This is a genomic window from Riemerella anatipestifer, from assembly GCF_035666175.1.
In the GTDB taxonomy this organism is placed as follows: Bacteria; Bacteroidota; Bacteroidia; order Flavobacteriales; family Weeksellaceae; genus Riemerella; species Riemerella anatipestifer_D.
Genome location: NZ_CP142016.1, coordinates 565,072 through 579,896 on the forward strand (window position 1 = coordinate 565,072; position 14,825 = coordinate 579,896).

Below are 14,825 nucleotides of genomic sequence, written 5' to 3' on the forward strand. Positions count from 1 at the left end.
TTACAAGCACACTTAAATTAAATAAAGAATAGTTATGGCTAAAAAAATATTATGGATAGATGACGAGGTAGATTTATTAAAACCTCATATCGTATTCTTAGAAAACAAAGGTTATCAGGTAACGCCCATCAATAATGTTAATGAAGCCTTAGAAATATTAGACGAAGAAAGTTTTTCATTAGTTCTTTTGGACGAAAATATGCCTGGTATTTCTGGGCTAGATGCCATACCGTTACTAAAGGAAAAAAATTCAGCAATGAAAATTGTAATGGTAACTAAAAGCGAAGAAGAACACATTATGGAACAAGCCATAGGTTCGCAAATTGCCGATTATATCTTAAAACCTGTAAATCCTAACCAAGTTCTGCTCTCTTTGAAAAAAAATCTACAAAGCGACGACCTTGTAGAACAACAAACCAAACAAGAATATCAGCAAGAGTTCAGAAACATAAGTATGGAGTTAAGTTATCTTAACACTTATGAAGACTGGAGTAATTATTATAAAAAAATACTAGGCTGGGAAATTAAGTTTGATAAAGTATTTGATAACGAATTTGCCGACTTGCTACAATCTCAAAAAGAGGAAGCCAATATACAGTTTGCCAAGTTTATAGAAAGAAACTACGAAAATTGGCTCAACTCAAATGAGAAGCCTCTTATGAGCCATACGCTTTTTAAAGAAAAGGTAAAACCAGAAATGCAGAACGACAAAGTTCTGCTACTTATGATAGATAATCTAAGGTACGACCAGTGGAAAGTCATTGAACCATTATTTCTTAAATTCTATAACAAAACTTTAGAAACTTCATATTACAGCATCTTACCTACGGCTACTCAATATGCAAGAAATGCTTTTTTTGCTGGATTGATGCCTTCCGAAATAGAAAAAAGATTCCCTGACCAATGGCTGAACGATAACGAAGAAGGCAATAAAAATGAAGCCGAACAAGATTTCTTAAAAGACCAAATGAAGCGTCTAGGATTATCTTCTAAGACAATGAAATACATTAAAGTCTTAAACTCTGATTTTGAACAAAAGGTTTTAGAAGATTTTCATCAACATCAAAATAAAGATTTGGTGGTAGTCGTCTATAATTTTATAGATATTTTATCCCATGCCAAAACGGACAATTCTATCATCAATCAGTTGATTAGAGATGATAAAACCTTCCGTTCCCTTACCTTAAATTGGTTTGAAAATGCTCCTATTATAAGACTGATTAAACAAGCTGCCGAGTCTGGGTTTAAACTCATCATCACTACAGACCACGGCACAATCTATGTTAAAAAGCCAAGTAAAGTTGTAGGCGACAGAGAAACCTCCACCAATATCCGCTACAAAACAGGAAAAAGCCTTTCTTATGAAGATTCTGATGTGTGGGCTATTAGCCAACCCGAAAAGCTATTTCTTCCCAAAGGTAATCTAAGTAGTAAGTATGTATTTGCTAAGAATAATACCTTTTTAGCATATCCAAAAAATTACAATCACTTTGTTAATTATTATAAAGAAACCTACCAGCACGGTGGCATTTCTTTGGAAGAATGCATTATTCCATTTTGTGTTTTAGAACCTAAATAAAAACCAAAAGATAGAGATAATTCCTCTATCTTTTTTCATTTATATAAAATCCATTAACAATCTGTTGTAATTGCTCTTTATCTTCGTTAGATAATTTTTTCCAAACAAAACCTTCTTTTAAATTCGAACCTATTTTTTGAGGAAAAATCCCTGCTTCTAAATAAAGCTCCAAGAAACTAGGAGAAATAGCTGGAAGTGGCGTATCAAAACTAAAAGGATAGTTGTCCACTACATTAAAGGTCAAATTACCTATTGTAAAAGTTTTATACCGTTGATATTTGTAAGTCGCTGGTTTTACAACTTGAGAAAGTTCTATATTTTTAATAAATCCACCCAACCTAAAACTAGGAACATATTTCACAATTAAAGACGGAGTAAATAAAAATACAGACATACCCAAAGTACCTATAACACTCACAAAAGCCACTTTCTTAGCGGAAAACCAATTCCTGAAAACCAAAAGAGGGACTACAAAAAATACTTCCAAGAAAAACCGATATTGTGCAGAAAATAGCAACACCAAAACGCTTTTAATAAAAATTGATATTACAATCAGCCAAATCAAACGGCTTTTACTTTTAATAGCAAATAATAGTAATGCCAACAAACTCAAAACAAAAGCTATATTGACAACTCCTTTTATTCCTTTTAGGAATATCCAATTTTTAACACTTTCCCAAACCGAAAATTGTTTTATTGCTTCGTAAGAATACTGAAAATCATAAGTTTTAAGAATAGCTATTTCGGCAGAGTTTTTAAGCAAAAAATCGTTAGGTTTCCAACTCAAGTCTAAATCCAAAACTTGTACAGGAAAAATAGGAAATCCAAAGCAATACCAATTTTTAATCATAAAAATAGACACCACACCTACGCATACTATTATCAACTTATAAGTGAATTTCCGTATTAAAAAAGCATATAAAAAGACCATCAACGGGAGCCATATTATGGTAGGTTTTATGCTGAAAATCCAAACCGAAAACCCAAATAGTGCTGACACATTATGGTTTTTATTCAAAACTTCATTCAAAATTATTAAAGAGCCTACAATAACTGGTAAATCTGTACTTGGCGATTGTAAAAACAATAACAAAATAGGCAAAAAGATAAAATGAACCCACACCTTTTTCTCTATAATGTAAATGATATATCCTAAAAGTAATACTACATTCAATCGCAGAAAAACATCGGAAGTATTAGAAAATCCAGCCTGTAGAATATGCCAAAGGGACATTTGCCCTAATATTAAATCTAAGTTTCCAATTCCCTTTACTAGACCTACCTCTGCAATCCATTTAATACTAGGCACATAATAACCAAAGTGGTCTAAAATAAATGGATACCCACTTCCAAAAAGCAACACGACAAAAAGCAACGGAGCAAAAATCAAATAGTTTCTAGTGATAAAAGTTCCTAATACGCGATATATTTTAAAATAAATGAAAGCACTTAGTCCTAAGACCAAGCTAGAAACTTCTACTACTCTATTGATAGGCACAGCAAATGCTAAAACCACCCATACCAAACTCAACCCCATACACCCTGCGAAAAAAGTAGAGGATAGTTTTTCTTCCCACAACTTTCCTAATAGTTTCTCAAACAGCACTCCTATCCCTAACAAACTAGGGAAAATAACGCCTACGGAAAGTAACAGATAAAGCATAAAAACTACTTTTTATAAAAATTTAAAACATTATCTCTCATCTGTTTTTGTCGGTAAGGTTTTTCATTGAATATAGGAGCTTTAGTCCCATTATTCAAAGTTAAATTAGAAGCTTTGATTACCACCGCCTCATCCCAAAGTTGAGCTTCAATAAAGGTATTTAACATCTTACTTCCTCCTTCTATAATGATAGATTGTATCTGCTGTTCATACAAATGATATATCAGTTCTTCTAGAAAATTTTCTCTATCAATTTTTATCCATTTCAGATGGTCTTGCTCATCATTTTTATGAAGATTAAAAATAATCGTAGGAGCATTAGTATTGAAAATATTAAAACTTTGAGGAACTTTAAGCTCCAAATCTATTAAAACTCTAGTAGGATTTCTACCGTCAAGATGCCTTACATCTAAAGTAGGGTTATCATTAAGTGCCGTTTGTGTACCTATCAAAATAGCGTGTTCTTCGGCTCTCATCTTATGCACATATTGAGATACCAAAGCGTTGGAGATAGGCGTTGAAGCGAAATTTTGGTCTATAAAACCATCGTTAGACTCTGCCCATTTCAGGATAATGTATGGCCTTTTTTTCTCATGGAAAGTAAAAAATCTTCTATTAAGCCATCGGCATCGTTCCTCCAACACTTTATCAACCACCTCTATCCCTGCCTCTTCTATCATTGCTTTACCTTTACCACCTACTTTTTCATTAGAGTCAGCGGAGCCTATAACCACTTTTTTGAACCCAATTTCTGTGATTTTAGCAGCACAAGGTGGCGTTCTCCCAAAATGGGAACAAGGCTCTAATGAAACATAAATCGTAGATTCTTTTAAAAGCTCTTTATTCTCCACCGAATTGATAGCGTTAATTTCTGCATGAGGCTCTCCTGCTTTGTGGTGATAGCCTTCCCCTATAATGATGCCGTTGTGTACAATTACCGCTCCCACCAAAGGGTTAGGGTAAGTGTTACCTCTAGCCTTCTCTGCCAAAGCAATACACCGACTTATATATTTTTCGTGAGACATACGGAGCGCTTATTTTTGATATTAACTAAAAAACTTTGTTGAAATCAGTTTAAAATCCCAACAAAGTTTTTGTTTCTATTTTCGTTTAACCTTTTATTATTCTCCAGAAATCATTTGATGTAATGTAATTCTAAGGCTCTCTAATTGAGCTCTCTTATCGTCAATTTTCTCAAAAGTATCTTTTAACAACGGATTCTCTCTCGTTGGATTGTTAAAGAAAGAAAGATTGTTTTCCAGCTTAACCACTTCAGCCTCAAGGTCTGTAATTTGGTTTTTAAGTTTACGAGCTCTATCGGTAATTTGAGATTCAGATAAGCCTTCTTCCTTAATATCAAACTCATTAAGGTTATTAAGTTTTAGCTTTTGTTTTAGAGTTTTATTAAACTCTGAATTGATGCTCAACTTATCCTTAGGCACCTTGCCTATGGCATTCCATTTATTTTTAATATCCTCTATTATTTCTAGAGAGTTTTCTCCTTTCTCTATTTTTTTAAGTTCTTCTAGGAGAGCTTTCTTCTGCTTAAAGTTTTCATTCCAATCGTCTCCAGCCGCTTCGCTTTTGGTTCTGTATTGGTCAAAGAAAAAGTTACACGCCTCACGGAAAGCATCCCATACTTTATTTGCTTGACTTCTAGGCACGTGCCCTATCGCCTGCCAGTCTTTCTGAAGTTTCTTGAATAGAGGCACCATAGTCTCCCAATCTTCGGAGTTTTTGTTGTCTTGAGCCACTTTTATCAACTTATATTTTTCTTCTAAGTTGTTGATTTGAGTTTGTTTAAGACCTTTATAAAACTCGTTTTTAGCAGAGTTAAAGGCTCTTACACTTTGCTTAAAATCAGTCCAATTTTGGGTGGAAAGTTTTCTAGGAACACTACCTAACTTTATAAATTCTTCTCTTAGCTCTTCCATTTTTTTGATGGACTTCTGCCAATAATTATGGTTAGGTTTTTCTGGCGACCCTAAAGCCTTAATTTGAGTAATAATAGCGTTTTTCTTCTCTAGATTTTCTTTTTGCTCTACTTCTCTCGCTGCGAAAAGTTCGGTTTTTCTATCATGTATTTGGTTAGAAATTTCCTTAAATTCCTCCCAAGTGCTATCCCTAAACTCTTCTGCCACAGGTTCTGCCTCCTCTCTCCAAAGTTTGTGGAGATATTGTAACTCATTAAGTGCTTTTTGTACCAATGGCTCTACCAACAACTCCTTAGCACGAGCGATGATGTGCTGTCTCTTTTCCAAATTATGGGCATACTCTTGCTCACGGTATTCTTTGTTGAGGTCTAGCATTTGGTAAAAACCGTTGAGGTGATGATAGTAGTTATTGTTCAGATTTTTGAACTCCGACTTTGCTACTTTACCTGCATTAGCCCAAGCCTCTTTTATTTCTCTTATAGCTTTGAAGAGGTCTGTCCCTGGCTCTGTATTGGTGTAAAGATTTTTAAGTTTCTCCACAATCCCTAGCCTTACCTCTAGATTTTTTTGATGTTCTTCCTCTTGCTTTTGAATAAAGAGGTCTCTCTTCTCTTTAAAAATATTGACGAGTGCAGAAAACTTTGCTTGTAAAGGGTGTTCGTAGCTGAAAACCTCCGAAGGGTCATTATCTGCTGCTTCAAACTCCTGTTTTTTGTTTTCTGTTATTTCATCTATTTGCTCAGAAATAGATTTTCTAAGTGCATTGAATTTCTGAATCTCCTCTCCTGCATTCTCTAGATTGATGAGCTTCTCTAACTTATCTACCAATTCTTTCAAAGATAACTTTTCGTTCTCTTCGTGGTCATCATCATCGTGGTCTTCTTCTTCAACTTCCAACTCTTGATAAGACGAAGTTTCTAAAACAGTATTTTCCTTTACTTCTTGGTTGGGTTGAGGGGTATTCAATTCTTCTTGTCCAGAGTTCAGAGTTTCTTTGTTCATAACAATATATTTTTAGCGTATTAAATTCTAATTAGGTACAATGCCCTAATTTTTCCATCGGCACTAAATTAAAGGTTTTTTATACTAAATTCCAAATTTCCCAGGCTTTTTCTGCCTGTTGTTCCAGCATAAATAGCCCATTAGCTGTTTTAACTCCTCTTTTTTGAGCTTCTTTAATGAGTTTAGTTCGTTCGGGATTATAGATAAGGTCTAATACCAAATGTTCGTCTGAAAGCCCATCAAACGGAAATGGAACACAATCTTCCACATTAGGATAGGTACCTACGGGAGTACATTGTATGATGATTTGATATTCAGACAAATGTTCTTTGGTAAGCTGTTCAAAATTAATTGTCCCTCGTCTAGAGACCACAAGATACGGAATACCCTTACGCTCTAACACAAATTTAACAGCTTTAGCCACTCCACCATCTCCTAGTACAAGTGTCTTCTGATGAGTGGGTTTAAGATGGAGGTCTAAGGTTCGTTCAAAACCATAAGCATCTGTATTATAGCCTATCTTCTTTCCTTCTTTAATACTTACTGTATTTACCGCCCCTATGGCTTGGGCTTCCTCGCTAAGCTCATCTAGGTAGTTTATAATTTCTACTTTGTACGGAATGGTAACATTAAAGCCCACCAATCTAGGATTAGACCATAATTCTGTAACGCCCTCTATACTAGGCAAATCTAAAATATGGTAGGAAATATCTTTAATAAATAACTTCTTAAACTTAGCCTCAAAATATTTTTGAGAGAATGAATATGAAATGTTTCTCCCTATAAGCCCCAAATGTTTTCCCATAAACTCGTTCCTAATAACCATCAAAGGTAAAGATTATTAAACAATTTCCACTTATAACTGCTCTTGTTTTTTAGCTTCTTCCCAAAGGCAGTCCATCTCTTCTAAAGAGAGCGTGTCTAGGTTGAGATTTTTCTCTGAAGCTAAAGCCTCCATTGCTTGAAAGCGGCTGATGAATTTGTGATTGGTACGCTCTAAAACAGTATCAGGATTGATGCCCGAAAGCCGAGCGTAATTAACTAAAGAGAATAGCACATCGCCAAATTCTTGTTCTTTCTGCTGTGGATCTTGGGTATAATGAAACTCTTTAAGTTCTTCTTCTACCTTGCTCCACGCTGCTTCGGCATTTGGAAACTCAAAGCCGATGCCCCGCACTTTGTCTTGGATACGATATGCTTTTACCAAAGACGGCAACCCTCTAGGTACGCCTGATAGAATGGAACGATTGCCTTCTTTGAGCTTAAGTTTCTCCCAATTTTGTTTCACTTCTTCCTCGTCTTTTACCTCTATATTGCCGTAGATATGAGGGTGCCTGAAAATGAGTTTTTCGTTGAGTGATTTTAGAACATCTCCTATATCAAAATACTGCTGCTCCGAGCCTATTTTGGCATAAAATACCAAATGTAAAAGGACATCTCCTAGTTCTTTCTTAATCTCGTCTAAGCCTTCGTTAAGAAGGGCATCGGATAGCTCATAGACCTCCTCTAGGGTGAGGTGTCTTAGACTTTGCAAGGTTTGTTTTCTATCCCAAGGGCATTGCTCTCTTAGGGTGTCCATAATCTCCAGCAATTCTCCAAAGGCTTTTAATTGTTGTTCTCTCGTAGTCATTATTATTTCATTACAAAGTTGTTTTTGCATAGCCAACGCGTTAGGGATAGAGCAGATACCCCGAAGGGAAGAGGTCGCGGAGCGGAGCGGCAATGACCGAAGGCGTATGAGCGATAGCCCGCCCCTAGCATTGGACTTTAGCATTGGAGAGGGGAACGCCCTCTTCTAAATCAAACAAAAAACTTTGCTAAGAGATTCAGCAAAGTTTTTGTGATTGTTTTATTTTTCTTCTTCGTTAACTTCCTCTTTCACGAAGCTATCAGGCGTAATGTAACCTGCTTTTTGCAAAAGGTTGTACCATTGTGCTAATTTTCTAATGTCAGACACATACACTCGCTCTGTATCATAGGTTGGTAGAGATTTTAGCATAAATGCTCTAAGCTCTTCGTCCGAAGATTTATGATTGATAGTTTGCTCATAATTTTCGTTTTTAGCGATGTTTTCAAACACTTCAAACAATGGCACTTCTCTATCAAAACTGAACATTGCAATGTTATCCAAAAGACTTACCTGACTTGAGTTAGAAATGCTTAGCTTCTTCTTAGTTGTAATATCTTCTACAATGAACCCATTTCTAAGTTGAGAAACTAATTTATAAAGCCCTGGTTTTCCTGAAATTGAAATAATTTTTTCTAAAAGCATATCTTCGTTTTTTATCTTTATTTTAATCTATTTAGGGAATCTCATTTTGTAGCTTACGCTTACCTCTCCTGCCGATATTTTGTTGAGTTTCCCTTTCACTAATTTCTTCTTGAGTGCACTTAGTTTATCGGTGAACAGAATGCCCTCTATGTGGTCGTACTCATGTTGTATGACTCTGGCTCTAATATCGGAGTAAGTTTCTGTGTGTTTTTTGAAGTCCTCATCGTAATACTCTATCGTGATGGTGTCTTTCCTTTTAACATCTTCTCTTACTTCTGGTATAGAGAGGCAACCTTCGTTAAACTTCCACTCCTCGCCTGTTTCCTCTAATATCTTAGCATTGATGAATACTTTTCTGAAATCTTTAAGCTCATTAGCTATATCTAGGTAGTCTTCGTCTTCTGCCAAAGGTCTTACATCTACAATAAAAAGTCTAATATCTAACCCTATTTGCGGTGCTGCAAGCCCTATGCCATGAGCTCCTTCCATAGTCTCAAACATATTTTGGATAAGCTCTTTTAGATTAGGATAATCTGGAGTAATATTTTGTCCTTTCTTCCTAAGTACAGGGTCGCCGTAGGCTCTTATTGGTAGTATCATCTCTTTTGTTCTAAAAAGTTTTGTAAAATTATGGTGGCACTTATTTTATCTATAAGCCCCTTTTCTTGTCTTTGTTTTTTATTTTTCCCGCTTTGACTGATGAAAAAAGAAGCCATCTTAGAGGTAAATCTTTCATCTAAACGGTGAACCTCTATCTCTGGAAATTTAACTTTAAACTTTTCTATAAATTCTAAGATAGAAGTTTCTACTTCGGAGACATTACCCTTTAAATCCACAGGGTAACCTACAACCACAGCTTCCACAACATTACTGCGAATATATTCGGATAAGAATGACAAAAGGTCTCCCGTTGGCACTGTGGCAAGCCCACTAGCAATGAGCTTCATATCATCTGTTGCCGCTATACCCGTGCGTGCTTTACCGTAATCTATGGCTAATATCTGTCCCATGAAGAGGTGCAAATTTAATGATTTTTTAGACATAGACGGTATTTTAAACACATAAATCAAACTCTACTTCCCATTTATAGGTAAACAAAATTTACTAACTTTGCGTTCGGCAACGCTTTAGAAAAACTCTAGAGCGTTATCTTTATTTTTAGCACATCTTTATTATTATAGATTGAGTAATATGATTTTATCCCCAATCCACGAAAGCCTTTTACCTTTCCTCCTAAAACATCAATTCGGAAACTCCGTTTTGGAAGCTCTACCTCATCATCAGCATATTTCTGTAAAGGGAATGGCAGGTTCTAGCCCAAGTTTAATCTGTGCCGAACTATTCCTTACCCAAAACCAACCTATCCTCCTTATAGTAGACGATAAGGAAGATGCCCACTACACCACTACAGAACTAGAAGAACTACTCGGTGAAGACAAGGTACTTTATTTCCCTGCCACCCACCTAGAGCCTTACCAAACCGAAAAAACACAAAATGCCAATTTGGTATTAAGAACCGAAGTGCTTAATCAGCTCAATGCCAATCCAGAGCCAAAAGTCATTGTAGCCCATTATGCTGCCCTTTGTGAAAAGGTGCTTAAAAAGGAAGATTTTAAAGCCATTTCTCACCATATTAAGGTAGGCGACCAGCTAGATTTTGATTTTACAGGCGAACTACTAGAACAGTTTAATTTTCACTTAACTGATTTTGTTTCTGAACCGGGAGAGTTTGCTGTAAGAGGCGGTATTGTAGATGTCTTCTCTTATGCCAATGATAAGCCTTACCGTATCACTTTTTTTGGGAATGAGGTAGAAAGCATTAAAACTTTTGATATTGAAACTCAACTATCCATAAGTAAGGTAAAAAGTCTGCAATTGGTTTCTAATATGAATTTTGCAGTGCAAGGCACTAAAGTTCCGTTCCTAGATTTACTACCAAAAGATAGCTTTATTGTTACTAAAAATGCCTATCTAGGACTTAACTACATCAGAGATTTTTACACAAAAGCTGAAGAAAGATATTCCCAACTCAACTCGGACATCAAACACCAAAAACCCAGCGAACTTTTTATATCAGATGAGGTATTTTTTAAAACCTATCAAAAGTTTAGAACGGTAGATTTTACCTCGCAATCGTTACAACTTCCTCAAACTCCTTTTATTGAACTCAAGCAAAACCCACAACCGAGCTTTAATAAAAATTTTGAACTCTTGATTGAAGACCTAGAAGAGAAACAAAAGCAAGGCTTTAATTTATGGATTTCGTTTGCCTCCGAAAAACAAAAAGAACGACTGAAAAGTATTTTTGAAGATTTGGGAAGTGTTATTTCTTTCCAGTATTTCAAATCAGAGTTGCATCAAGGGTTTATAGACCACCAGCACAAAATCCTCGTATATACCGACCACCAAATCTTTGACAGATACCAACGCTACCGAGCTAAAAACACTTTTGCCAAGTCGGAACAACTCACACTTAAAGATTTAATGTCTTTAAAAGTAGGCGACTACATTGCCCATATTGACCACGGCATCGGAAAGTTTATGGGGCTGGTAAAGGTAAATAATGGTGGTAAAACTCAAGAATGTTTTAAATTGACTTACAAGAACGGAGATTTGCTCTATGTAAGCATACACGCCCTGCATAAAATTTCTAAATATAATGGTGCCGAAGGTAAAGAAATTACACTTTCCAAAATAGGCTCTCCTTCGTGGAAGAACCTCAAAAATAAAACGAAAGCCAAGGTTAAACAAATTGCATTTGACCTTATAAAACTTTACGCTAAAAGGAAAACCGCCAAAGGCTTCGCCTATACACCAGACACTTACCTCCAAAATGAATTAGAGGCTAGCTTCCTCTACGAAGATACTCCAGACCAAGAAAAGGCAACGCTAGATGTTAAACGAGATATGGAAGCCGATACCATTATGGATAGACTCGTCTGTGGTGATGTGGGATTTGGTAAAACCGAAGTAGCTATAAGAGCCGCCTTTAAAGCCGCCACAGATGGTAAACAGGTTGCTGTTCTTGTACCTACAACCATTTTGGCGTTTCAGCACTACCGAAGTTTTGCAGAAAGGCTTAAAGATTTCCCTGTTAATATTTCGTACCTCAATCGTTTTCGTACAGCAAAACAAAAACGAGAAACCCTAGAGAAACTCGCCGAAGGTAAAATTGACATCATCATCGGTACCCATCAACTTGCCTCCGACAAAGTCAAGTTTAAAGATTTAGGGCTTCTCATTATAGACGAAGAACATAAGTTTGGAGTTTCTGTAAAAGACAAACTTAAAACTTTAAAAGCAAATATAGATACTCTCACGCTTACCGCTACACCTATCCCTAGAACACTACAATTTTCGCTAATGGCAGCGAGAGATTTATCCGTAATTAAAACGCCTCCACCCAACAGGCAACCTGTAGAAACTCAACTCATAGGCTTTGATGAGGAAATTATCAGAGATGCCATTTCCTACGAATTACAAAGAGATGGGCAGGTCTATTTCATCAATAATAGAATTGAAAATTTAAAAGATATTGCGGGAATGATACAACGCCTCGTCCCCGATGCTAGAGTGATTACAGGACACGGACAAATGGACGGTAAGCAGCTAGAAGAAAACATATTAGACTTTATGGAAGGAAGGTATGATGTACTGGTTTCCACCACGATTGTGGAAAGTGGTGTAGATGTACCCAACGCCAATACTATCTTTATTAACGATGCTCAAAGGTTTGGTATGGCAGATGTCCACCAAATGCGTGGGCGAGTAGGAAGAAGCAACCGAAAAGCCTTTTGTTACCTCATTACACCACCTTTTGATATGGTAACTTCTGATGCCAGAAAACGACTTGAAGCCATAGAACAGTTTTCCGATTTAGGCAGTGGTTTCCAAATCGCAATGAAAGACCTTGAAATTCGTGGCGCTGGTGATTTGCTTGGTGCAGAACAAAGTGGATTTATCAACGAAATGGGCTTTGAAACTTATCAAAAGATAATGCAAGAAGCCTTAGAAGAACTACAAAATGATGCCGAGTTTGAAAGCCTTTTTGAAAACGAAGCAGACCGCAAAAAACTATTCAAATCTTCCAAAGATGTTAATATTGACACCGATTTGGAGCTGATGTTGCCCGACTCTTATGTAAGTAGCACGGAGGAACGACTAAGCCTATACCAAAAACTTGCAGAAATAAATAACAAAGAGGAACTAAAACTCTTTGAGGCAGAACTAGAAGACCGTTTTGGGTCATTGCCAGAAGAAGCCATCAACCTACTAAAATCAGTGGAATTAAAATGGTTGGCTGCAGCTATTGGTTTTGAAAAAATTGTGATGAAAAATGGCATTTTCTTAGGCTATTTCCCTAGCAATCCACAAGATAAATTTTACCAAACCGAAAAGTTTAAAAAGATTATTCAGTATCTAAGTCAAAATCCTCAAAAAGCCAGTCTTAAAGAGAAACATTCGACAGAGGGCAACCAGCTTATGATGAGAAAAGACCATATTAACGATGTAGATGAAGTGAATGAACTTCTGCAAGCTATACTCAACTAAATAGAAAATGCCTCAGAATATTCTGAGGCATTTTTTTAACCTTTAAAAAAGTAATATTTATTTCAATTGAGAAGCGTCTATACTCACATGTACCGTTACTTCATTTTTAATAACTCCATTAGCCACGGGCATTTGGAATTTAACTCCAAAATCTTCTCTCTTAATATCGGTAGGTTCAGTTTTAATGCTTACTTTACCTTCCTCTACCTTTACATTAGCTTTAAATTGTACTGGTTTTGTAATTCCTTTAATCGTAAGATTACCGTCTAAAAGAGTGTTATAATCTCCTTCAGTAACTTCTGTAACCTTAGTGATTTCAAAAGATGATGTTGGGAATTTTTCCACCTCAAAGAAATCCTCATTTTTAAGATGTCCATCTAATTTAGCCGATTTCTCCGCATCATCTGTAATATCTCTGTTTGCTAAAGTGTTCATATTCGCTACGAATTTCCCGCTCTCTAGCTTACCGTCTTTTACGGTAATTTCCCCACTTTCAAATTTAATATCTCCAAAGTGGCTAGTATTATCAGACTTTACTACTTTATAGCCTTTCCACTCTATCTTACTGGTTGCTGTATCTATGGCATATACTTGCCCCTCTTTAGTAGTGGTAACTTCATTAGATTCACTAGTAAGAGGTTTATCTTTTCCGCAAGAACTTAGAGCTAACAGACCAATGCTCGTTGCAAAGAATAAGCTTAAAATGTTTTTCTTCATTGTAGTTTGTATTTATTATGATTAAAGATATAGGGCTAATATAAGGATTTTTATATAAATATGCAAATAAATAATTTCTAAACTAAGCTTTATCTAAAGTAAAAATAAAACTCGCTCCGTTTAAATACACACTTTTGGCTTCAATATTTTGCCCGTGAGCTTCTAAGATGTGTTTTACAATAGCTAAACCTAAACCAGACCCACCTTCCCTTCTGTTTCGGCTGCTTTCTACACGATAAAAGCGTTCAAAAATACGGGGAAGTATCTCTGGTTTTATCCCCATACCATTATCTTTAACCTCTACCACAACCTTATCTCCTTGAACGGAAGTAATGACCTCCACTACGGCTTTTTCTCTATTAGCATAATGTATTGCATTGGAAACTAGATTAAGTAAAACTTGAGAAATCTTCTGTTTATCTGCTAAAACCCATACATTATTACTACTTTTAAGGCTCAGCTGTGTACCTTTCTTTTGAGCCTCTATATCCAAAAAATCAAAGATTTCTTTTACTAAAACATTGAAGTCAAATTTCACAAAATTGAGGGTAATTTCACCACTTTCAAAGCGGTTAATCATATCTAAATCTTTAACGATATTCATCAATCTATCTAAAGATTTATCTATACGGTGCAGGTATTTGTCTCTAATTTCTAAGTCTTCTACACCGCCATCTATCAGAGTTCCCACATAGCTCTGTATGGAAAATAGTGGGGTTTTGAGCTCGTGCGATATGTTACCTATGTACTCTTTACGGTAGCGTTCCATTTCCTTCATCATATCAATCTCTGAACTTGCCTTTTCGCTAAGTCCAGAAATTCGCTCGCCTAGTTCTTTAAAATTGATATTCTCGTCTTCGGTAGCAATTTCATCTGGTAGAATAGTAGAGATTTGCCTTATCTTTTCTTTACCATAAAATCTAAATAAAAAACTAACAATAGTATAGTTAATAAAGAAAATAACCGACAGAACGAATAAAATAACAATGAAGCCCACATTATTAAACCAATCTTTAGTTTTTACATATTCAAATGCAAAAACCACCAACCCCATAGCACCTGTAAGACACAGAGACGCTACAATACTAAGCGAACTTGGTTTCATTT

Annotated in this window: 12 protein-coding genes; 2 read left to right on the forward strand and 10 right to left on the reverse strand. The window is 35.9% G+C overall.

Features of this window, described 5'->3' with window-relative positions; translation table 11 throughout:
- The first annotated feature begins 34 nt into the window (after positions 1-34).
- On the forward strand, positions 35-1,579 hold the full coding sequence (locus tag VIX88_RS02810) for a PglZ domain-containing protein (RefSeq protein ID WP_064969458.1): 1,545 nt from the start codon (positions 35-37) through the stop codon (positions 1,577-1,579).
- A 25-nt stretch (positions 1,580-1,604) separates the two neighbouring features.
- Here VIX88_RS02810 and VIX88_RS02815 read toward each other — a convergent pair whose 3' ends face one another.
- From VIX88_RS02815 to ruvX, 8 genes are all read right to left on the reverse strand, one after another.
- The gene (locus VIX88_RS02815) at positions 1,605-3,242 is read right to left on the reverse strand and encodes an LIC_10190 family membrane protein (RefSeq protein WP_064969457.1); all 1,638 of its coding nucleotides are present in this window, start codon (positions 3,240-3,242) and stop codon (positions 1,605-1,607) included.
- A gap of 5 nt (positions 3,243-3,247) precedes the next feature.
- Positions 3,248-4,267 carry a bifunctional diaminohydroxyphosphoribosylaminopyrimidine deaminase/5-amino-6-(5-phosphoribosylamino)uracil reductase RibD gene (gene ribD, locus VIX88_RS02820; protein WP_064969456.1) on the reverse strand — a complete coding sequence of 340 codons (1,020 nt, stop codon included), beginning with the start codon at positions 4,265-4,267 and terminating at the stop codon, positions 3,248-3,250.
- A 96-nt stretch (positions 4,268-4,363) separates the two neighbouring features.
- Positions 4,364-6,178, reverse strand: a complete 1,815-nt coding sequence (locus VIX88_RS02825) for a DUF349 domain-containing protein (protein ID WP_064969455.1) — start codon at positions 6,176-6,178, stop codon at positions 4,364-4,366.
- Between the two features lie 79 nt (positions 6,179-6,257).
- Positions 6,258-7,004 (reverse strand): shikimate dehydrogenase family protein, encoded by a 747-nt coding sequence (locus VIX88_RS02830; protein WP_081276896.1) that lies wholly within the window; start codon positions 7,002-7,004, stop codon positions 6,258-6,260.
- Between the two features lie 30 nt (positions 7,005-7,034).
- On the reverse strand, positions 7,035-7,808 hold the full coding sequence (mazG, locus tag VIX88_RS02835; protein ID WP_064969453.1) for a nucleoside triphosphate pyrophosphohydrolase: 774 nt from the start codon (positions 7,806-7,808) through the stop codon (positions 7,035-7,037).
- A gap of 219 nt (positions 7,809-8,027) precedes the next feature.
- Entirely contained in the window at positions 8,028-8,450 is a 423-nt protein-coding gene (locus VIX88_RS02840) for a DUF5606 domain-containing protein (RefSeq protein WP_064969452.1), read from the reverse strand.
- Between the two features lie 27 nt (positions 8,451-8,477).
- Positions 8,478-9,050, reverse strand: a complete 573-nt coding sequence (gene def / locus VIX88_RS02845; protein ID WP_064969451.1) for a peptide deformylase — start codon at positions 9,048-9,050, stop codon at positions 8,478-8,480.
- Positions 9,047-9,460, reverse strand: coding sequence for a Holliday junction resolvase RuvX (ruvX, locus tag VIX88_RS02850; protein WP_064969450.1), 414 nt, complete (start codon positions 9,458-9,460; stop codon positions 9,047-9,049). Before ruvX ends, def begins: the two co-directional genes overlap by 4 nt.
- A gap of 181 nt (positions 9,461-9,641) precedes the next feature.
- Between ruvX and mfd the strand changes: the two genes are divergently transcribed.
- On the forward strand, positions 9,642-13,001 hold the full coding sequence (mfd, locus tag VIX88_RS02855; RefSeq protein ID WP_064969449.1) for a transcription-repair coupling factor: 3,360 nt from the start codon (positions 9,642-9,644) through the stop codon (positions 12,999-13,001).
- Positions 13,002-13,058: 57 nt separating this feature from the next.
- Here mfd and VIX88_RS02860 read toward each other — a convergent pair whose 3' ends face one another.
- Together VIX88_RS02860 and VIX88_RS02865 are read right to left on the reverse strand one after the other, a co-directional pair.
- On the reverse strand, positions 13,059-13,718 hold the full coding sequence (locus VIX88_RS02860) for a YceI family protein (RefSeq protein ID WP_064969448.1): 660 nt from the start codon (positions 13,716-13,718) through the stop codon (positions 13,059-13,061).
- Positions 13,719-13,800: 82 nt separating this feature from the next.
- On the reverse strand, positions 13,801-14,823 hold the full coding sequence (locus VIX88_RS02865) for a sensor histidine kinase (RefSeq protein ID WP_052910270.1): 1,023 nt from the start codon (positions 14,821-14,823) through the stop codon (positions 13,801-13,803).
- Positions 14,824-14,825: the final 2 nt, after the last annotated feature.